Source organism: Campylobacter sp. CNRCH_2016_0050h (assembly GCF_025772605.1).
Taxonomy (GTDB): domain Bacteria; phylum Campylobacterota; class Campylobacteria; order Campylobacterales; family Campylobacteraceae; genus Campylobacter_D; species Campylobacter_D lari_D.
In genome coordinates, this window is record NZ_JAKMSK010000001.1 from 124,796 (window position 1) to 146,347 (window position 21,552).

The window sequence follows — 21,552 nt, forward strand, 5'->3', positions numbered from 1 at the left end:
TGATGCTTTTTAGCATCAAGATTAAAATACTATTGTTTTATTATCATATATAAAAATCCTATCATCAAACACTAAATCCAAGGCCTTAGAAAAAACATTTTTTTCTACATTACGCCCTGCTTGTTGCATAGCTTGCCAAGAATATTCATGAGTAACTGGTATAACATCTTGGGTAATAATTGGCCCCTCATCTAAGTTATTATTTACAAAATGTGCTGTTGCGCCTATAATCTTTACCCCTCTTTCATAAGCTTGCTTATAAGGATTAGCTCCTATAAATGCAGGTAAAAAAGAATGATGGATATTAATAATCTTTCCCTCAAAATTCTCTACAAAAGATGGAGATAATATTCTCATATATTTTGCTAAAACAATATAATCAAACTCATATTGTTTTAAACACTCTAGTAGTTTTTTTTCATGCTCTTGTCTGCTTAAATCCTGTGCTAAAATAGTATGAAAAGGTATGTTAAATTTATCCACTAAAGGTTTTAATACATCATAATTTGCAATAACTGCCTTAATATTTGCATTAAATTCTCCACTAAATTGACGGATAAGTAACTCACCTAAACAATGAGTTTCTTTAGTAGCTAAAACAATAATATCTTTTTTTCTCTTTGAAGTAATTTCAATTTGTGCATTATCAGGAAGCATAGCTTCAAGCGTTCCTTTAAAAGCTTTTATATCAAGCTCACCTTCTAAATGCGCCCTAAAGAAAAAACGATTTTCTCCAACAAATTCATCATTTTTTATAATATTGATTCTATATTTAAAAATAACATCTGAAATTCTATAAATCAATCCTTTTTCATCGCTGCATGAAATTTTTAAAATATACTCATTCATTTTTACTCCTTTATATAGTTTTTTAATTCTTGTAATTTTCTTTTTTCAAGTTCAATTCCAAGTTCTTTCCCGCTAAATCCTTCCTTTAGTAAGTCATTGGCGCTAATTTTACTTTCAAAAGCATGATAGTATAAATTTATTTTTTTTGCTTGTGTTATACGCTCATTATTCCAAAGTCCAAGCCATTTGCAAAGTGGTATTTTTAAAGCAATTTTAGCTAAATTAAAATCATCAATTTTACCTAAAATAAATTCTTGTTCACATTTTTTTAAAAGCTCTTTTTTTAATTTTGTTTTTTTAAAAAATTCCTCTTTATTTATATGAAAAAAATTCAAATACAAATACAAAAACAAAGCCTCATCACAAATTAACTTTTGGCTATACTCTAAAAGTCTCTCAAATTCTTTATTACAACTTTGATAAAAAAAGATTTTTTCTTCTAAATTTAAAATTTTAAAATACTCATAAGCTTTATTCAGTCTTGAAGTTTTAAAAATTTTATAAAGTTCATTATTAATACGCTCTTTAGATAAATCGTTTATATCCATAGTTTGCATTAATTTTAAACTTTCTTTTGCAATTGTTAAATCAAACCTACATGCAAAAGAAATTCCACGAAGCACTCTTAAACTATCTTCAATAAAACTTTTATCATCAATATGTCTTATAATCTTTGCTTGCAAATCTTGCAAACCATTAAAAAAATCCAAAAATTCAAAATCAAAAATATTTACCATCAATGCATTAATGGTAAAATCTCTTCTTCTTGCTCCTTCTTGCTCATTATTACAAACTTTAACTTCAAAACCTCTATGGCCTGTAAAAATTTTATTTTCATAGCGTGCTAGAGCTAAATCAAATTTTTTATATTTATATACAAAAAAACTTTTTCCTACTCCATTTGCACCAAGTTTTTGCATAAGCTCATCAAAAAGCATAGGCTCAATATCATAAATTTCTATATCATAATCATCACTAGATAAATCTAAAAAAGAATTCCTTACACAACCGCCTACTAAATAAACCCTTTGTGTGTAAGGCTTAAGTATATTCTTAATTCTTAAAAAATCTTGGTCATTTTTTAAGTCTATCTTCAATCTTTGCAAGTAAAAACTCTAAAAAAGTAATGGTCATATCTAGTCTTTTTTCCATATGCTCATCTTTGGTATTTTTTAATCCTTCAAATAAAACCAAAATACGCTCTCTAAGATTTTTCAAGAAAAATTCTTCATTATTTATAATGCTTTCTTCTTTTTCTTCTAAAGCTTCAACCTTAATAGCGACATTTTGTTTATCATCTTTTACTTTTACTTCTAAATCATCTAGTTCTTGGATTAGCTCTTGTGCAACCTTACTAATTTCTTCTTTGATTTTTTTCTCTTGAGTATTAACATTTTTTTCTTGAGTAATTTCTTCTACCATAGGGGTAAATTCATCGTTTTTATTTTTTTTATTATCTAACTCTGAATTAACTTCACTAATAGCCATTTTTGCTAAATCTTCTATATTCATAGTTTTATCAACCACCTTTTAAATTCATTAATTTCTTCTTCACTTTTCATATTGACAAAAAAATCAAGCATATCATAATTTAAATCTTCATGATTAGAACGCAAGCCACTCAAACGCCTTATAGCATCAATGGCATTTTTATTTTGCGGATCTTGTTTTAATATATTTTTATAAATCTCCAAAGCCTCATCTTTTAAGCCTTGTGCTTCATAAATAGAAGCCTCTGTTACTGTATATCGCATTATTAACTCACAAAAATAAAATCCTAAAATTCTAACAAAAAAGGCTTTAATTTATTTTTAATTTTCACTTAATCACAGGAGCCTTATATGCCAAAAATACAAAAATGTTAAGTATTATAGCTACTATAATAAGCATAATAAAGCCTGAAGTGAAATTTCTAAAATTATCATGAAGCATGCCTATAATCCAAGGTGATTGAGCAGCTATTAAATACCCTATACCTTGTGACATAGCAGAAAGTTTAGCCGCTATGATAGAATTTGAGCTTTTGATAGCAATAAATAATAGCGAAATTGTAAAAACTCCACTAGAAGCAAAACCTAAAAAAATAGCCGCTAAAAACAAAATCGCTTTTACTTTAAAAAGAAAAATCATCATAAAACTTAAAAAATACAAAAACCCTAACATCACTATAGCAAAACTTTTAGCACGAGATCTAAGCTTTCCTAAAATGATAGGTAGTAAAAATGCCACGGGCATTCCTATGATTTGAGATAATAATAAAACATTAGAACCAAAGTCAATTCCAAAGCCCTTTTCACTAATCATCACACTAAGCCATGCAAAAAGACTATAAGATAAAAAACTTTGTAATCCCATTACAATAGTAACTTTCCAGGCTGTTAAGTTTAAAAAGATATTTACTTTATTAATATTTTTCTTTTTAGGGCGTAATAATCTTTTATTTTTCAAATGCGGAAAATAAAAAATCAAAGCAATTAAAGCCAATATAGCCCAAAAAAACATAGCTTGAGGTACATCAAAAAAATTAAGCAAAGGAAGCGATAAGGCCACGCCAGCAATTGAAGATAAGCCTATAATTGATCCATATAAACCCATTATCTTATAAGTATTTTTAGAAAATTTTTCTTTTACAAAAGAAGGTAATAAAACATTAGCTATTGCAATGCCTGCTCCTATCAAAAAAACCCCAGAAAATAAACCTATAGTTCCTCCATAACTTCTAATAACTTCTCCAAAGACAATCAAAATTAAGGCAAAAAACAAAGCTTTAATTTGTGAAAAATACGCTACAAAAAACGATATAAGACCAAAAGCTATTAAAGGTAAGGTTGTTAGCATACCTGCTAAAGTGGAATTGATATTGTAATATTCTTGAATATGTTCTACCATAGGACCTATGGAAGTTATAGGTGCTCTTAAATTTAAAGCAAGAGTAATCACAACTAAAATATTAATCCAAAAGAATTTTTTATATGAAATTTGTGTGTACATGATTATTTTTGATTTAATATATTTTCAAGATATCTTTGTTTATCAGAATCGGTATTTTTTTGCACTACTTGTTTTTTTTCTTTTACAACTTCATTCTCTTTGGAAAAATAAAAGTGATCAATGATAAAAATAGAAGAAATAATCACAATTAAAGGAATTAAAAAAATCATAATCAATACTTTCTAAAAACATTACCATAGTATTCTAAATTATCTTTTTTTAAATTTTCATCAAAAGTATTTGCCTCAAAATTTGCTTTTAAAATTTTTTCTCTTTCTTCATCCAAATCTTGATACGAAAATACCATATTAATACTTATCACCCCATCAAGCTGTTCTAATTGTTTATATGCTTTTAACTCATCATCTAAATTTTCACTTTCTATTACCACTATAATTTTTTCTTCTTGAGCTAATTCCACACTACAACATGGTGTTTGTTGAATTTGCTCTTTAAGTTTTTCTAATTTTTCCTCTTTAGTTAAAATCAATACACTAGAAAGATTCATCTATACTCCAAAATATAATTTTATCTTCATAACCAGCACTAATAAATTCATGCTTGTTTAAAAATATAAGATATTCTAGCAAAAAATCTTTATTTTGGAATTTTTTTATTGTTTTTAAATTTTTAGTATCTATAAGCTCTATAATATTTTTTTCATTATCTCCAAAAACCGCTATAGAACCACTTTTATTTAGACTACAAGCATATATTAAAAAGTCTCTTTCTATGCTTTTTTCTTGATCATTTCGCACTATGCCTAATTTTCTATCAGTGCTACAACTTGTAATAATTGCATTTTTAAAATCAAGTTGATAAATATTATCTTTATGAAGATTTTTATAACTTTTTATTTTTTGCCACTTTTTCACATCAAAAAGTACTATTTCACCACTTTCAAAACCTGCTACTAATTGAGTTTTTGCCTCATTTAAAACCACATCACTTAAACTTGAGTTAGAGAAAGTAAAATTTTTTATAATATTTTTTGTTTTTAAATCAAAAAGCTCTATATTAGAACCTAGCAAGGCTAATAAAATAGTATCATCATCTAAAAACAAAGCTTTTTTTACTCCATCACTTAAAAGCTTATAGTTGCAAAGTTGTTTATTTTTATAAATACTAAGCCTTTTACTACCAAAATCACCTTCACTTAAAATCAAAATAGCCCCATTTAAGTAATCAATACTATAAATTCTAGGGCTAAGATTTTCTTCGTAAAAATTTTTAATCTTATCAAGTTGAGTGATTTTTTGCATTTTTTTGTCTTTAATAAAGTACTGATTTAATTCTCCATTATCAAGTCCTATAAGCAAACTACTATCAACAAGTTTTAAGGCATTTAAATTTGAATCAAGTTTAAGCTCATAACTAAATACATATACACTCATTAGTAAGATTAAAAATATTTTTTTCATAGTTTTATTTTACGCCTTCATTTAAAACATCTAAAAGATTAGATTTTTTCTTTAGTTCCTCATTTTTAAATTTAGCTTCAAAACTATTTCCTACTAAAGGTTTTGCATCGCTTTGTGGCACATGGCATTGTGTACAATTAAACCTTGCATCACTTATCATATCTTTAGTAGATTTGTTTTTTCTTAAGTCAAAATAATGGCTACTTGGAAGCGGAGTGGCTCCAACATCTTTAGCTATAGCTTTATCATGACAGCTTAAACAAATATTATTATCCTTAGTAATTGGAAGCATATCCTCTAAAGTATGTGGAATTAATGGCGGAGCATTTTCAAATGATCTCTCAATTAAAACAGATTCTCCAGCCATTGCTTGAGAATACTTTGCATCCAATAACTCTACATTTTCACTTTCTAAACTTGTTTTTCTTAAACCTATATCTTTTGAATCAACACTTTTAACAGCAAGTCCGCAAGCACTTATTAAAACAGCTGCTGCTAAGGATAAAAAGATTTTATTTTTCATTTTCTCTCCTTAAATTTATTATACTAAAACCTAAAGCATCATCACCGCAAACATCAATACATTTTCCACATCTTATACACTCACCTGATTTTACATCTTGATTTTCTTTACCTATCATCCAAAGCACTTGCTTTTCAGGACATACTCCAAGGCATTTATAACACTTAGTGCATTTTTGTAAGTTATATCTTACTTTTAGTAATGAAAAATACGAACTTAAAGCCCAAAAAGCTCCTAAAGGACAAAAATGCGAGCAAGTAAATCTTGGACTAAAAAATGTATCTATACAAAAAACAATCAAAGCTACAAAAAGCCAAGAAACACCGCCGAAAATAATTCCTCTTTGGATTATTCCTATATAAGAAAATTCCTCAAAAACAGGAAAGGAAAAAAGAAAAGAAAAAATCAAAACAAAAGCCAAAACATAATAACGCAAATTTTTATTTACATTAAAAATCCTTGCTTGATTAAAACCTAATTTACTTCTAATAAAATAAGCAAAATCAGTAATGATATTTACAGGACAAACCCAAGCACAAAACGCTCTTCCAGCAAAAATAGCATAAAATAAAAATACTATCAAAGCACCACTTAAAGCCATTAAATCTACTTGCAAACTTGCTAACACAAGTTGAATAAATGCAAAAGGATCACTTAAGGGCACCGAAGAAAATAAAACTGAAGAGCTTAAATTTCCTTTTAATATAAAATTAAATACACCAAAAGAAAAAAAAGTTAAGATAGACAATTGCACTATTCTTCTTAAAATAAGATATTTCATAACAATTCTCCATCATTAAGATAATCTTTAGCCTTGTTTTTATTGAAATTTTTATCTGTGTTTACATCTTGCAAGCGTTTTTCATCTTTTTCATCCCAACCTTTGATGTAATTATCCCCAGCTTTTCCCAAGACAAATTCTCTAGGTAAAACTCTAATAGCAGCTTTTTGCGTTATACAGGCTTTCTCACAAATCCCACATCCCACGCATACTTCATGATCTACTACGGGTAATAAAAATGCGTGCTTTGCAGTTCTTTCATTGCGTTTTATTTCAAGCTTTAATGCCTTATCTATCAATGGACAGGCTCTATAACAAGCATCACATTGAATTCCCCAATAAGCAACACAACTTGCGCTATCAATTATAGCTATACCCATTTTTGTTTTATAAATTCCATCATTTTGCTCTAAATATTTATGATCTAGCGCATTTGTAGGACAATCTCTTATACAAGGTATATCCTCGCACAATCTACAAGGATTTTCTCTTGCTATAAAAAAAGGTGTGCCATTTTTAGCACTATTTTCTAAATTTGCTAGTTTTAAAACATCATAAGGACAAGCTTTTACACAAAGTCCACATCGTATACATTTTGATAAAAATTCTTTTTCATCATCTGCCCCAGGAGGTCTTAAAAAATACTCCTGATTTGAGCTAAATGCTAAACTTGCTAAAAATGCACTTCCGCTTCCTATACATAAAAGCTTAAAAGTAAAGGCTAAAAATTCTCTTCTATTTTTCATTTTTATGCTTTAGTAATTTTTACGGCACATTTTTTAAAATCTGTTTGATTAGACAATGGGCAAGTTGCATCTAATGTAACTTTGTTTATATATACATTTTCATCAAACCAAGGCACATACACAAGCCCTTTAGATGGTTTATTTCTACCACGAAAATCTACTCTAGCTTTTACTTTACCACGGCGTGATTGTACCCATACGATATCACCTTGATTAATTTTCATTGTCCTAGCATCATCTTCATTCATATAACAAAGTGCTTCAGGTACTGCACGGAAAAGCTCAGGAACTCTCATAGTCATAGTTCCACTATGCCAATGCTCTAAAACCCTACCAGTACATAACCAAAATGGATACTCTTCACTCGGTCTTTCAGGAGCTTTCATAAATGGTCTAAAGAAAATTTTCACTTTGTTTTTCAAGCTATATTTTTCTTTAGTCTGCGGAGCCAGTAAATCTCCTTTTGGCAGTTCTTTAGCGAATTCACCATAAAATGCAAAATCTGAATTTGGAGCTGCTTTTTTAGCATAATAATCAAATTTAGTATTAAATCTCCATTGTGTTTCTTTACCATTTACCACAGGCCATCTTAAACCTCTTACTTTATGATAAGTATCAAAATCCGCTAAATCATGCCCATGACCTAAACCAAATTTGCGGTATTCTTCCCAAAGGTATTTTTGCACAAAAAAGCCATAACCTTCAAATTCTTTACCATCACTACCTATAATTTTTCTTTCATCGCCATTAACATCACTATTATCAAATCCTTTTGCAATAGAATCGTTTGCTTTGAAAGATTTTGCTTCTTTGTTTGCAAATAATACATCATATAAAGTATCATCTTCACTATAACCCATAGCTTTAGCTTCTTCTAAAACACTTGGCAGAGTAAGTTTATCATTTACCTTAGTTTCACCCCAAACTTCTTTTAATTTAAAGCGTTTTGCAAATTCCATAATTTGCCAAGTATCACTCATAGCCTCACCTACAGGCAGCACTTGCTGTTTCCAGTGTTGAGTTCTTCTTTCAGCATTACCATAAGCACCCCATTTTTCATAAATCATAGCACTTGGTAAAATTAAATCTGCCACCTTAGCACTAATTCCTGGGTAGCAATCACTCACAACGATAAAATTATCCATTTCTCTAGCCGCTGCTATCCAGTGATTTGCATTAGCAGTGTTTTGCCAAGGATTATTTACTTGCACCCAAGCAAATTTGATATTTCCATCTTCTAAATCTCTCATGATTTTTAAGTATGGAGCACCTGGTTTAGGATTGATTGTTTTTGCCGGAACTTTCCAAATTTTTTCGCTAATTTCTCTGTGTTTAGGATTTGCAACGACCATATCAGCAGGTAAACGATGCGAAAAAGTCCCTACTTCTCTTGCGGTTCCACAAGCACTTGGTTGCCCTGTCAATGAAAACGCACCGCTACCTGGCTTAGCTTGTTTACCAAGTAAGAAATGCACCATATAAGCTTGTTCATTCACCCAAGTACCTCTTGTGTGTTGATTAAAGCCCATAGTCCAAAAACTTACAACTTTTCTATTTTTTTCTATATATAAATTTGCTAATTCTTGAAGTTTTTTCTTAAATTCTTCAATGCTTTCATCTTCATTACCTTTAGCAACTTTAGCAACATAATCAAGCGTATAAGGCTCTAATGCTTTTTTGAAATCTTCAAATGAAATTTCCCAATGTGCATCAGGAGCACTTTGGTGTTTCATTTCAAATTTATCACCTGCTTTTACTCCTAAATAAGCCAAAGATACCGCTTCTTCTTCATCTACAATAATAGCATTTTGTTTTGCTACTGTATCTTTCTCACTTGCTTTAAATTTAGGATGGTTTGGATTATTTCTCATTCCATAACCAATATCAGCATAGCCTGTTGTAAAGATACAATGTTTTTCAATAAATTCTTTATCCATAGCTTCAGGATGATTATAAACAATCTCTCTAGCGATATAATTCCAAATAGCTAAATCAGTATTTGGCTTGAAGATGATTTCAGTATCTGCTATATGAGAAGTTCTATTAGAAAAAGTAGATAAATTTACAATTTTGACTTTATCTAAATTACTTAATTTTCTATCACTTACCCTTGACCATAAAATCGGATGCATTTCTGCCATATTTGCACCCCAAGTAATAATAGTATCAGTAAGCTCTATATCATCATAACAGCCAGAAGGCTCATCAACTCCAAAAGTTTGCATAAAGCCAACAACTGCACTAGCCATACAATGGCGTGCATTTGGGTCTATATTGTTTGATCTAAAACCAGCTTTTACTAATTTTGCAGCAGCATATCCTTCTTGTATAGTATATTGACCGCTTGCAAAAATTCCAATTCCTTCAACACCTTTTTCTTTGTAAGCTTTTTTAAATTGTTTTTCCATTTCATCAAAGGCTCTTTGCCAAGAAACTTGTTGAAATTTTCCATTTTTATCAAACTCACCTTTTGCATTTACGCGAAGTAAAGGTGTTACTAAGCGATCTTCTCCATACATAATTTTTGCATTAAAATAACCTTTAATACAATTTAATCCACGATTTACAGGAGCTGCTGGATCTCCTTTTACAGCAACAATTTTACCATCTAAACTTGCAACTAAAATTCCACAGCCTGTACCACAAAATCTACAAACAGCCTTATCCCAACGCCATTTATTCTCAGTATTAGCAAGTACACTACTTGGAACACTAAGACCTGCAACACCACAAGCACTAGCAATAGCGGTGTTTTTAATGAAGTCTCTTCTGTTCATTATATCCCTCGTTATTGTTTATTCAATGTATTTTAATACATCTAAAAAATATTACTACATTAATGATAAAATTTAAATTATAAAAAAGAATATTTTATAAGTATTTATAAATAGGAGTTTTTTAGTATATTTTTAAATATTTTTACATATTATAAACGCTAGTTAATTCTAGCGTTTTAATTGATTTACAATTCCAAGCATATCATCACTTGTGGTGATTGCTTTTGAGCCTGCTTCGTAAGCTCTTTGTCCTGTAATAAGATCAGTCATTTCCTCTACAAGTTGAACATTACTAAGCTCCACAAAGCCGTGTTTGATGACAGAAAAACCGTTCTCGCCTGCTATACCTGCAATAGGCGCCCCACTTGCATCAGTTTCTACTAAAAGATTATCCCCTAAAGCATGTAAACCTGCAGGATTGATAAAATTTACAAGTTCAATTTGTCCTATTTGAGTTTCAGCTGTATTTCCTGGCTGCATTACTGAAACTGTCCCATCGCTTGCAACATTTATAGCAATAGCATCTTCAGGTATAGTCATTTCCGGTAAAAGTCTATAACCATCTGAATTTACTATGTTTCCTTCAGCATCTTTAGTAAATTGACCATTTCTAGTATAAGCTATAGTTCCATCAGGCATTTGAATTTGGAAAAAGCCATTATTACCAGCAATTGCCATATCAAGACCTGAAGTTGATGTTTGTTTTAAACTACCTTCACTAAAAATTTTACTTACAGCTGTTACTCTTGCTCCAAGCCCTACTTCAATGCCGCTTGGATGTTTTGTGGTGCTTGAGGTTGAAGTTCCTGCATATTTCATCGTTTGATACATCAAATCTGCAAATTCTGCACGCGATTTTTTATAACCTACTGTATTAACATTTGAAATATTATTTGAAGTCACATCAATTTGTGTTTGTTGCGATACCATCCCTGATGCTGCTGTGTATAATGATCTTAACATTTTTCTATCCTTAGTTTTATTTAGTACTTGCTAATTTATTAATAGCTTCTTGATTTAAATCATCCATATGAGATGTCATAACTTTTTGATACATCTCAACCATTCTATTTGCCTCAATTAATCCTACCATTTCTGTAACTGGATTAACATTTGATCCTTGAGTAAAACCTTGCTTAATGGCATTTGAATTTGATAAATCTCTAATCTTGTTTAAATTATCAATTTTATACATATTATCGCCATCTTTTTGCAAATCTCTTAAATCATCAACTTGTGCTACAAATAATCTTGCAATATTTTGATTAGCTGCACTGATAATTCCATTTTTATCCACATTAATAAAAGAAGTAGAATCTCCTATGCGGATGCCATCATTTTCGGGATTATTAAAATAATCACTGCTTAAAACTCTGTATCCTTGACGGTTTACCAAATAACCCTCATCATCAAGTTGGAAATTTCCATCTTGACTTAATCTTATTTCACCATTATTTGTTTTAATCAAGTAAAAAGTATCTTCGCGAGTAAGAGCTAAATCCAAAGGATTATGCGTCATTTTCATAGAACCTACGCTAAAATTTGTATAGACATGATTAACCTGCGGAACTCTATCTATAGTTGTATTAACAAATCTTGCAGCATCTCTTGTGTGATTTTGTATAGGTAACTCATCTTGAGTTTCTTTAAAAATCCTTTTAAAATCTGCAATAACAACATTATCTCTTTTATAGCCACTTGTATTTACATTTGCTAGATTGTTAGTTACAACATCTAAGCGATTAAATTGCGTAACCATAGCACCGGTGGCTTGATAATACCCATTTTGCATTATTTTTCCTAACTAAAATCTTAATTTTTCACTAACAAAGCAAAAGTCGTTCCAAAATATTTTTATTTGTTTTTAATTAATTTTTAGGCATAATATTTAGTTTTACACTCATTACTTAAATACAAGGGGTATCCATGGCTAATGAAACTAATGTTTTAGAAGAACTTTTCAAAGAAAATTCTAAAGATTATATCACATATGAAAAACTTGTCAAGTATTTTGCAAAGCTTCCAAACGCAACAAGTGCAAAAAAAATCCGTGATCTAATGGATAAATATAAAGTAGAATTAATCTCTTCAGCTGAAATTGCCAAAAAAAGAAATTTAGAAGAAGCAAAAAAGCTACAAGAGGAAAAACAAAAATTACAAGATACAAGTTTGGAAAATGAATTTGATTTAGCCAATGAAAATGATTTACTTGAGTGGAGCAGATCAGACTCTCCTGTAAGAATGTATTTAAGAGAAATGGGACAAATTGCTCTTTTAAATAAAGATGAAGAAATTGAAATTTCTAAAAAGATTGAGCTAGGCGAAGACATTATCATCGATGCTTTTTGTTCTGTGCCTTATTTGATTGATTTTATACTTGACTATAAAGAACCTTTAATTAATAGAGAAAGAAGAGTGAAAGAGCTTTTTAAAAGCTTTGAGGATGATGATAAAAGCGATGATGATAAAAGCGATGAAGAAATAGACTCTGAAGAAGAAAATGAAAATGAGGAAAATGAAAATTCTAATGAAAAAAAACCTAAAAAAACAAATAAAAAAGAAGATGAAAGAACTCTAAAAGTCATAGAAAGCTTTAAAGCATTAGAAAAAGCAAAAAAAGAATGGTTAAAAACTATATCTACTATTAATGCAGAAAAAAATGATGATGAACTATTAGATAAACTCATAATTGCTTTTAAGAAAAATATACTAAAAGAAAAACTAATGGATCTAGGTCCAACATCAAAACTTATTTCTGAAATAGTAAAATCTATGGAAACAGCATTAAAAAGTGATGAGGAATTTGATAAAGAATTAAAACGCTTGGAGTATCGCTTACCGATGTTTTCAGAAGAATTAAAACAAAGACACCAAGATATTTTAAAAGATATTACCAAACTTAGCAAAGAAGAAATAGCCGAGCGTGCTTTAGAAACTACCATGGTAAGCACTTATATGGAGATTAAAAAACTTATTCAAACTAAAGAAGCTAGTCAAAATTCTTTTGATTTAGAAAAAGATCAATTAAAAGAAATTCTAGAGCAAATCAAACGCGGTAAAAAAATATCTGATGAGGCTAAAACTAGAATGGCAAAATCAAATTTACGCTTAGTTGTAAGCATTGCCAAAAGATATACTAACCGCGGATTACCATTTTTAGATTTAATCCAAGAAGGCAACATAGGCTTAATGAAAGCGGTAGATAAATTTGAATACAAACGCGGTTATAAGTTTTCAACCTATGCAACTTGGTGGATTAGACAAGCTATTTCAAGAGCAATTGCCGATCAAGCAAGAACTATAAGAATTCCTATTCATATGATAGAAACTATCAATCAAATCAATAAAATCATTCGCGAGTATTTGCAAAAAGAAGGTAAAGAACCGGATGTAAGTATTATTGCAAAAGAAGTAGGACTTAGTATAGATAAAGTAAAACAAGTTATTAAAATTACTAAAGAACCAATTTCCCTAGAAGCACCTATTAGCAACGAGGATGATGGTAAATTTGGAGATTTTGTAGAAGATAGAACCTCAATTTCACCTATGGATCACATCTTAAAAGATGATTTAAAAGAACAAATTGATGAAGTTTTAGATCAGCTTAATGATAGAGAAAAGGCTGTTATTAGAATGCGTTTTGGCTTAATGGATGATGAAAGTGATAGAACTTTAGAAGAAATCGGTAAAGAATTAAATGTCACAAGAGAAAGAGTAAGACAAATAGAAAGCTCAGCTATAAAAAAACTTAAACACCCAAAAGTTGGTAGAAAACTTAAAAACTACATAGAAGGTTGGAAATAATCCTTGCTAAAAAAGCAAGGATTAGCTATCCCTAAAAAGCTTCGTTGCTAAGTGCGTCGCCCTACTGTGATCAGTATCTTTTTTCAAGGTATTAAAAATTCTACTAATATACTCTTCTAAAGTTTGTTGAGAATTGTTGATTTTTTCTGTCTCATTTAAAATAACCTTACGATATCTTCCCTCGCTGTCTAACTCATAAGCTGAATCATTGTCGCTTAATTGTAGTTTTAAAATTTGAGCCAATTTTGCACGAGAATGCTCATCAAAAATAGGAGTCATTAATTCTAGTCTTCTTTCTAAATTCCTTGGCATCCAATCAGCGCTTGAAATAAAATAATTTGGTGTTGTATGTTTAAAATATAAAATTCTAGCATGCTCTAAATATTTTCCCACTATACTTCTAACTCTTATATTTTCACTATATCCTTTTACTCCAGGTCTTAAACAACAAATTCCACGCACAATAAGATCTATTTTAACACCTTTATTTGAAGCTTCATACAAAGCTTTAATCACATCACCATCTACCAAAGCATTCATTTTGGCTATGATTACTCCATCTTTTCCATAGCTTGCTTCAGTGGCTATCATATCTAAAATTCTTTCTTTGATTTGCTTTGGACTCATTGATAAAGTCTTTAAACGACGACTTTTACTATATCCTGAAAGTATGTGAAAAAAAGTTGTAGTATCTTGAGAATATTCTTCTTTTGAAGTAAAATAACTCACATCAGTATAAATTTTAGCTGAACTTGCATTGTAATTACCCGTACTTAAATGATTATAAATTTTTAATTTATCCCCTTCTTTTCTAATCACTTGAGCTACTTTTGCATGCACTTTAAAACCAGTGATTCCATATACCACATGAGCCCCTGCATTTTCTAATGATTTTGCCCAATGCAAGTTATTTTCCTCATCAAAACGCGCTTTTAATTCTACCATTACAGTAACTTGTTTGCCATCGCTTGCTGCATCAATTAAAGCTTGAACTATATTTGAATTTTTTTCTACTCTATAAAGAGTCATTCTTATAGAAACAACCTTAGGATCTTTGCTTGCCTCTTTGATAAATTGATATACAGGCTCAAAACTCTCATAAGGCTGTATAGCCAAAATATCTTGTTTATCTATTGCACTAAATATAGATACATTATCCCCAAAAGGTGGTAAAATTTTTGGTGTATACATAGGATTTAGCAAATGTGTAAATTCTTTGTTGGAAATGATTTGCCATAATGAAGCTAAATTTAAAAGTATATTATACTCATAAATATCTTTATGAAAAATATTCATATGAGAACTTAAAAATTCAATCAACTGCTCATCTGCGCCTTTTTCTATTTGCAAGCGTATAAAAGCACCTTTTCTACGAAGTTTTAAACCCTGCTCTAAAATCAACATAAAATCATCAGCTTCTTCTTCTTCTATTTCCATATCTGCATTTCTAGTTACTCTAAAAGCAGCAGAAGATAAGAGCTTATAGCCAGGAAAAATATGCTCAGTATGATAGCGTACTATACTTTCTATAGGCACATAAATATTAGAACTTACTTGATAAAATCTTGGTAAAACCCTAGGTATGCGTATCATGCCAAATTTTAAAAGTTCAGGGTGCATAGGATCACAAAGTTTTACCGCTAAAGAAAATGAAAGGTTATTTAAATGCGGAAAAGGATGAGTTGCATCAACTGCAATAGGCACTATCACAGGAAAAATATTAGAAAAAAAATGCTCATTACATTGCTGTTTTAAATCCTCATCAAGTTCTTCGTATGAGCGAATAAATAAATTTTCTTTTTCTAAATCTTGGGTAATTTTAGTAAAATACTGCTCTACTACATATTTTTCTTCATGTAGATAATTTCTAATAGCTTTAAGTTGCGCAAGAGGAGTCATTTCATCATTGCTTGTTGTGCTTATTCCTGCCACAAAAAGTTGTTTTAATCCAGCCACTCTTATCATATAAAACTCATCTAAATTTGTACAGTATATAGCAATAAATTTAAGTTTTTCAAGCAAAGGAAGATCTTTAGAGCATTGATCTAAAACACGAGAATTAAACGCAAGCCAAGAAAGTTCTCTGTTAATATACATTGATGGTTGAATTTGCATGATATACCTACCTTTATTTCTAGATATTTATATTTTAGTATTTCTTTCATTAAAATTTATTTTATTTGTATAATAGTAAATATAATTATATAAAAAAATAATACTTTTTTTATCTTATTAAAAAAATAATAAATGATTAATAAATATATATTTACTTTTTTGCCTTTATGGTGTTATATAATTATACACAAGTTCTTGTAACTTAAACTTCATTCAAAGGAGAGACTTTGAAAAAAGCAAACTCAAAACTTTTTGCTGTTTTCCTCTTCTTACTTGTAATTTTAGCAGGAGTTGGAATGTATACTTTCCATAATGCTAAGGGCACTTCTTATTTTAGCGATGCTAGTGAAAGCTGTAATAATTGCCATATTATGAACGAGGTTTATAATGATTATTTAAAAGCTTCGCACTCTAAAGAAGTTGATGGTAAACCAAGAGCAACCTGTAATGATTGCCATTTGCCACATAGCTTTTTTGAAAAATGGATTGCTAAAGCTCAAAGTGGCTTAGGACATGCTTATGCATTTACTTTCAAACTAGATTCTTTACCTACACATTTGAGTGCAAATGCAAAAAGTAAAGAAATAGTCCAAAATAACTGTATAGAATGTCACAAAGAAATTGCGAGTAACACTATCAACCCTACCCTAGATCCACATAAAGATAATGCTTTAAGTTGTGTATCTTGCCACCAAGGTGTTGGTCATAAGAGAGGATTTTAAATGAAAGGAGTATTTAATGAATAACAAAGGCATTTTATATAGTGCTATAAGTGCTACTATAGTAGCTATTGCAGGTGTATTATGGCTTAATCAGGACATTACAGCTAAAACAAATGATTCAGTAGGTGGGATCATTTCACAAGAAATTGTAAAACTTGGTGATGAAAATCCTACTTTTGATTACTGGGGAAAGAACTTCCCTGATTATTTAGACATGCACACAGCAGTAGAAAAACAAACACCTAATGCAACAGAATTTGGTGGAAATTTAGCTTATTCAAAGCTTATTCGCTATCCACAACTAACTGTTCTTTGGGCAGGTTATCCATTTAGCATTGATGCAAATGAAGAAAGAGGACACTTTTGGGTTCAAGTAGATCAAATGGATACAGCTAGAAATAATAAAGATTTCTTAAATGCACATGGTTTTACAGGATTTGGCGGTCAACCAACAGCTTGTATGAACTGCCATAGCGGATGGACTCCATGGCTTTTAAACAACACTGCAAAAGGCGATTGGGTAGCATTTAACTCTGCAAAATATTGGACTATGGTTAAAACTATCCCAGCTGTAAATGGAGCTAAAGAAAACTCACCTGAACACAGCGGACCTCATGGTGGAAAAAGAATGGGTGTAACATGCGCAGATTGCCACAACCCAACAGATATGAGTTTAAGACTTACAAGACCAGCTTTAATTAAAGCATTAATTTCAAGAGGTTATGAAGCAGACGAAAAACAAGGCATTAAAGCTTCAAGAAGCGAAATGAGAACTTTAGTATGCTCTCAATGTCATGTTGAATACTACTTCAAACCAACAGGCACTAAAGTGAAAACTATAGGCGAAAGTATTGCTAATGATAGTTCTAAAAAATGGTGGAATGGCACTCAAAAAACTTACGATGAGTTTGATTCTTGGAGAGATGGTAACAAGCCAGTTGAAATCGAAGTTGATGGTATAGAGCTAGCATTTCCATGGAGTGAGTGGAAAAAAGGCGAGCCATTTAGAATAGAAATGATTGATGATTATTATGAAAAAAATAGAGAAAATTTTCCAAGTGATTGGGTTCATAAAATCACAAAAGCGCCAATGATTAAAATTCAACACCCAGAAAGCGAACTTTATAGTGGTGGAGTACATGCTGCAAATGGTGTAAGTTGTGCAGATTGTCATATGCCTTATATTAGAAAAGGTGCAAAAAAAGTTACTAACCACAATATTACTTCACCTTTAGTTGATATTAACTCAGCTTGTAAAACTTGTCACACTCAAAGCGAAAGCTATCTAGCTAAACAAGTAAAAGATATTCAAAATTCAGTAGCCCATGATTTAAGAACAGCTGAATATTCTTTAGTAAGCTTGATTAAAGATATAGAAACTATTCGTGCAGAACTTGGAAAAATGCCTAAATTTCAAACTGATGGCAAAGCAGATGATGCTAAAATTTCGACTGAATTAAAAGAAGTATTAGAACTACATAGAAAATCTCAAATTAGAGCAGACTTTGTAGGTGCTGAAAACTCAACAGGTTTCCACAATCCTAGAGAAGCTTCAAGAATGCTTTTACAATCAGTTGATATGTCAAGACAAGGACAAACTAAGCTAGCAGAAATTGCAGCCAAAAATGGCATTAAAGATTTCAAAACTTCAAATTTAGGTTTTGAAGATATTCAAAAATTAAATCCAGGTGAAATTCACTATAAAGTAGATCTAAATGGTAATAAAGCAGGTGATCGCTACTATAAACACCAAGAAGTAAATGGTAATCCACCAGCAAAACTTCTTGAAGATGATAAAAATCTAAAACCTTATAATTATAAAGTAATAGATTAATCAAAATAAACCCTCGCAATCGAGGGTTTATTCTTTTATCAAACTTACATCCTCACCTTTTAAAATTTTATTCATAGTGTTCATAGCACACATTTTTCCACACATTGAACAAGAATTAAGTTCTTCAGGCTTTCTTTCATTAAACATTTTCTTAGCCTTTTCTCCATCAATTGCTAATTTAAACATTTTTTCCCAATCAATATCTTGTCTTGCTTTACTCATTTCATCATCTATTTTTCTTTCTTTGGGAAGCTTGGCTATATCTCCTGCATGAGCTGCTATTTTAGTTGCTACTATACCATCTCTTACATCTTCTAAATTTGGAAGTCTTAAATGTTCAGCAGGAGTTACATAACAAAGTATATCAGCGCCAGCTGCTGCTGCAACTGCTCCACCAATTGCTCCACTTATATGATCATATCCTGCACCTATATCAGTAACTAATGGTCCTAAAACATAAAATGGAGCTCCATTGCAAATTCTTTTTTCAAGTTGCATATTAGCTTCTATTTCGTTAATAGCCATATGACCAGGCCCTTCTATCATTACTTGTACATCTTGAGCCCATGCTCTTTTAGTTAATAACGAAAGTTCGATAAGTTCAGCAATTTGAGCTCCATCACTTGCATCATGAGTACAACCAGGTCTTAGTGCATCACCCAAAGAAAGTGTCACATCAAATTCCTTACATATAGCAAGCAAATCATCATAATATTCATAGAATGGATTTTCAGCATCATTCATTTGCATCCAAGCATAAAGAACTGAACCTCCTCTTGAAACTATATTAGTAATCCTATCACACTCTTTAAAAACCCTAGCAGCACGAGAATTTATCCCTGCGTGAATTGTCATGAAATCCACTCCACTTTTAGCATGATGATATACTACATCTAAAAAATCTTTTGCTTTAATATCTTTTAAATCTTTTTCTAAAAAACCTACCGCATCATAAACAGGCACAGTACCTATCATAGCTTTTGAAGTAGCAATTAGCTCATCTCTAAAACGACTAGTTTTACCATAATTACTAAGATCCATAATAGCTTCTATATTAAATTTGTGAGCCAATTCTACCTTTTTCATCTCTTCACTATAATCTACACAATCATTTGAAACACCTAAATTTACATTTACCTTTGTTTTAAGTCCATAGCCAATACCATTTGGATCTAATGCTTTATGGTTGATATTTGCAGGAATGACGATTTTTCCACATGCTATATTTTCAAGTAAAAAACCTTCACTTACTTGTTCTTTTTGTGCAACAATTTGCATTTGCTTTGTGAAAATTCCTTCTTTTGCATAAGACATTTGAGTTTTCATTTGAATTTATCCTTGAAATAATTTTGGATAAATGAAGGGTATGTGAGTAGTTGATAAATTATCCCAACGCTAGTATTACCTAGTTCTGGTGCGGTCTAAGCTTTTAGCTTACTCTCAGCCTGTATCACAAGCTCCCGTCATTTATGCAAAAGAAGTATAGCAATAAATACAAAACAAAGTTTATTTTTTTGTTTGATTTTTAGCTTGCTTGCTAAAATGTAACAATTCTTCAGTAGTTTTAATGTAAAAAGGAATTTTTTTAAGACAGTATTTCAAAATTTCACTTGCGGCCAAAGCATCACTTAAAGCTCTATGATGCTTACTTTCAATACACAAAAACTCTTTTAGAGCATCAAGGCCGTATTTGGGACTTTCAATGCATTTTTTAGCTAAATCAATAGTACATAATCTTCTATTTAAAAGCACTCCAAAATCATTTTCATACATAGCTTTAGATATAAAATGATAATCAAAACGCACATTGTGTGCTACAAAAATGCTATCTTTTAAAAATAACTTAAAATCATTTAACACAGCTTTCAAAGAAGGAGCATTTTCTACCATATCTAAACTAATCCCAGTTAATTCTGTAATATTTTCAGGTATGCTTTCTACTTTTACAAAACTCTCAAATCTATCAATTTCTTTATAATTTTGAATTTTTACAGCACCTATTTCTAAAATTTGACCACTTTTTATCCCGCCAGTACTTTCAATATCTACAACACAAAATATCTCATCTTTTATTTTTGTATTTTTACTTTTTAAACACAAACAATTTTGTGCATTAAGCTCTACCCCTAGTCCTAAAAGCTCAAAAATATATAAATCAAAATCATAGTGGTTTAATTCTTCTATTTTTGCAAGTTCTTTTAAAACCCAAGGAAAAGGTTTGTTTTCTTTGCTTAGCTTGATGATTAAATCATCGATTTGTTGTTGGCTCAAAATTCAAGCTTTAAAGAATTAATTGCTGTTTTTTTATCTTGCGAAGAAAAAATATAACTACCCGCGACCAAAATATCAGCTCCTGCTTCATCCAAATCAGGTGCATTTAAGCCATTTACCCCACCATCAACCTCTATAAAAACTTTAAGATTTTTCCTATCTATCATTTCTCTCAACTGGCGAATTTTATTATACACCAAAGGTAAAAAACTTTGCCCGCCAAAGCCTGGATTAACACTCATTAAAAGCACCATATCTACAAATTCTAAAATATGTTCTATGCTTGAAACTGGAGTATGTGGATTTAATACAATAGCAGGATGAATGCCGTTTTTTCTTATATACTCACACACTCTAATAGGATGGTTTTCAGCTTCTAAATGAAAACTAATAAATTTTGGTTTTATAGGTATAAATAAATCTACAAAACTACTAACATTATGCACCATTAAATGCACATCTAAAGGTACTGAAGTAATTTTTGAAATATTTTCAATCACACAAGGACCAAAAGTAAGATTTGGCACAAAATGTCCATCCATCACATCAATGTGCAACAAATCAGCTCCCGCTTGAGATACTTCTTTAATCTCATTTTCTAAGTTTAAAAAATTTGCAGACAATAAACTTGGCGCTACATACATTATATATCTCCAATAAAATAAAAAATAATTTTATCATACTTATTATCAAATTTTCTTTATGTATTTTTAATAAT

21 protein-coding genes and 1 riboswitch are annotated in these 21,552 nt (G+C 30.5%); of the genes, 3 read left to right on the forward strand and 18 right to left on the reverse strand.

Annotated features, from left to right (window positions below; all coding sequences use genetic code 11):
- Positions 1-21 precede the first annotated feature (21 nt).
- The 14 genes from purU to L8X28_RS00705 form a co-directional block, all read right to left on the reverse strand.
- Positions 22-849: a formyltetrahydrofolate deformylase gene (purU, locus tag L8X28_RS00640; protein WP_133318739.1), complete on the reverse strand. Its 828-nt coding sequence runs from the start codon at positions 847-849 to the stop codon at positions 22-24.
- 2 nt (positions 850-851) lie between these two features.
- Entirely contained in the window at positions 852-1,955 is a 1,104-nt protein-coding gene (locus L8X28_RS00645) for a CCA tRNA nucleotidyltransferase (protein WP_263665230.1), read from the reverse strand.
- Positions 1,924-2,361: an effector protein CiaD gene (gene ciaD, locus L8X28_RS00650; RefSeq protein ID WP_263665231.1), complete on the reverse strand. Its 438-nt coding sequence runs from the start codon at positions 2,359-2,361 to the stop codon at positions 1,924-1,926. Before ciaD ends, L8X28_RS00645 begins: the two co-directional genes overlap by 32 nt.
- On the reverse strand, positions 2,358-2,606 hold the full coding sequence (locus L8X28_RS00655; RefSeq protein WP_087691144.1) for a hypothetical protein: 249 nt from the start codon (positions 2,604-2,606) through the stop codon (positions 2,358-2,360). The genes ciaD and L8X28_RS00655 overlap by 4 nt, the downstream gene beginning before the upstream one ends.
- Positions 2,607-2,667: 61 nt before the next feature.
- Complete coding sequence (locus L8X28_RS00660; protein ID WP_263665233.1) at positions 2,668-3,840, reverse strand: MFS transporter; 1,173 nt, start codon at positions 3,838-3,840, stop codon at positions 2,668-2,670.
- Between the two features lie 2 nt (positions 3,841-3,842).
- Positions 3,843-4,010 carry a hypothetical protein gene (locus tag L8X28_RS00665; RefSeq protein WP_087699327.1) on the reverse strand — a complete coding sequence of 56 codons (168 nt, stop codon included), beginning with the start codon at positions 4,008-4,010 and terminating at the stop codon, positions 3,843-3,845.
- A 2-nt stretch (positions 4,011-4,012) separates the two neighbouring features.
- Complete coding sequence (locus L8X28_RS00670) at positions 4,013-4,348, reverse strand: chaperone NapD (RefSeq protein WP_133318735.1); 336 nt, start codon at positions 4,346-4,348, stop codon at positions 4,013-4,015.
- Entirely contained in the window at positions 4,335-5,261 is a 927-nt protein-coding gene (locus tag L8X28_RS00675) for a WD40 repeat domain-containing protein (RefSeq protein WP_263665235.1), read from the reverse strand. Before L8X28_RS00675 ends, L8X28_RS00670 begins: the two co-directional genes overlap by 14 nt.
- A gap of 4 nt (positions 5,262-5,265) precedes the next feature.
- Positions 5,266-5,784 carry a nitrate reductase cytochrome c-type subunit gene (locus L8X28_RS00680; protein WP_133318733.1) on the reverse strand — a complete coding sequence of 173 codons (519 nt, stop codon included), beginning with the start codon at positions 5,782-5,784 and terminating at the stop codon, positions 5,266-5,268.
- Positions 5,774-6,565, reverse strand: coding sequence for a quinol dehydrogenase ferredoxin subunit NapH (gene napH / locus L8X28_RS00685; RefSeq protein WP_263665236.1), 792 nt, complete (start codon positions 6,563-6,565; stop codon positions 5,774-5,776). Before napH ends, L8X28_RS00680 begins: the two co-directional genes overlap by 11 nt.
- Positions 6,562-7,311 (reverse strand): ferredoxin-type protein NapG, encoded by a 750-nt coding sequence (gene napG / locus L8X28_RS00690; protein ID WP_133318731.1) that lies wholly within the window; start codon positions 7,309-7,311, stop codon positions 6,562-6,564. The genes napH and napG overlap by 4 nt, the downstream gene beginning before the upstream one ends.
- 2 nt (positions 7,312-7,313) lie before the next feature.
- Positions 7,314-10,088, reverse strand: coding sequence for a periplasmic nitrate reductase subunit alpha (gene napA, locus L8X28_RS00695; protein WP_263665237.1), 2,775 nt, complete (start codon positions 10,086-10,088; stop codon positions 7,314-7,316).
- 168 nt (positions 10,089-10,256) lie between these two features.
- Entirely contained in the window at positions 10,257-11,051 is a 795-nt protein-coding gene (gene flgG, locus L8X28_RS00700; protein ID WP_133318729.1) for a flagellar basal-body rod protein FlgG, read from the reverse strand.
- Positions 11,052-11,067: 16 nt separating this feature from the next.
- Complete coding sequence (locus L8X28_RS00705; protein WP_263665238.1) at positions 11,068-11,880, reverse strand: flagellar hook-basal body protein; 813 nt, start codon at positions 11,878-11,880, stop codon at positions 11,068-11,070.
- A 134-nt stretch (positions 11,881-12,014) separates the two neighbouring features.
- Between L8X28_RS00705 and rpoD the strand changes: the two genes are divergently transcribed.
- Positions 12,015-13,892 carry an RNA polymerase sigma factor RpoD gene (rpoD, locus tag L8X28_RS00710; protein WP_133318727.1) on the forward strand — a complete coding sequence of 626 codons (1,878 nt, stop codon included), beginning with the start codon at positions 12,015-12,017 and terminating at the stop codon, positions 13,890-13,892.
- A 21-nt stretch (positions 13,893-13,913) separates the two neighbouring features.
- Here rpoD and L8X28_RS00715 read toward each other — a convergent pair whose 3' ends face one another.
- Complete coding sequence (locus L8X28_RS00715) at positions 13,914-16,007, reverse strand: RNA degradosome polyphosphate kinase (protein WP_263665239.1); 2,094 nt, start codon at positions 16,005-16,007, stop codon at positions 13,914-13,916.
- 227 nt (positions 16,008-16,234) lie between these two features.
- Between L8X28_RS00715 and nrfH the strand changes: the two genes are divergently transcribed.
- Both nrfH and L8X28_RS00725 read left to right on the forward strand, forming a co-directional pair.
- Complete coding sequence (gene nrfH / locus L8X28_RS00720; RefSeq protein WP_039618639.1) at positions 16,235-16,729, forward strand: cytochrome c nitrite reductase small subunit; 495 nt, start codon at positions 16,235-16,237, stop codon at positions 16,727-16,729.
- A 16-nt stretch (positions 16,730-16,745) separates the two neighbouring features.
- Positions 16,746-18,563 carry an ammonia-forming cytochrome c nitrite reductase subunit c552 gene (locus tag L8X28_RS00725; protein WP_263660119.1) on the forward strand — a complete coding sequence of 606 codons (1,818 nt, stop codon included), beginning with the start codon at positions 16,746-16,748 and terminating at the stop codon, positions 18,561-18,563.
- Between the two features lie 27 nt (positions 18,564-18,590).
- On the opposite strand, the gene thiC is transcribed toward L8X28_RS00725, so the two are convergent.
- From thiC to rpe, 3 genes are all read right to left on the reverse strand, one after another.
- Positions 18,591-19,889 (reverse strand): phosphomethylpyrimidine synthase ThiC, encoded by a 1,299-nt coding sequence (gene thiC, locus L8X28_RS00730; RefSeq protein ID WP_263665240.1) that lies wholly within the window; start codon positions 19,887-19,889, stop codon positions 18,591-18,593.
- A gap of 43 nt (positions 19,890-19,932) precedes the next feature.
- Positions 19,933-20,037, reverse strand: a riboswitch (TPP riboswitch).
- Positions 20,038-20,069: 32 nt separating this feature from the next.
- Positions 20,070-20,834, reverse strand: coding sequence for a 3'-5' exonuclease (locus tag L8X28_RS00735; RefSeq protein WP_133318723.1), 765 nt, complete (start codon positions 20,832-20,834; stop codon positions 20,070-20,072).
- The gene (rpe, locus tag L8X28_RS00740) at positions 20,831-21,478 is read right to left on the reverse strand and encodes a ribulose-phosphate 3-epimerase (RefSeq protein WP_220566854.1); all 648 of its coding nucleotides are present in this window, start codon (positions 21,476-21,478) and stop codon (positions 20,831-20,833) included. Before rpe ends, L8X28_RS00735 begins: the two co-directional genes overlap by 4 nt.
- Positions 21,479-21,552 lie beyond the last annotated feature (74 nt).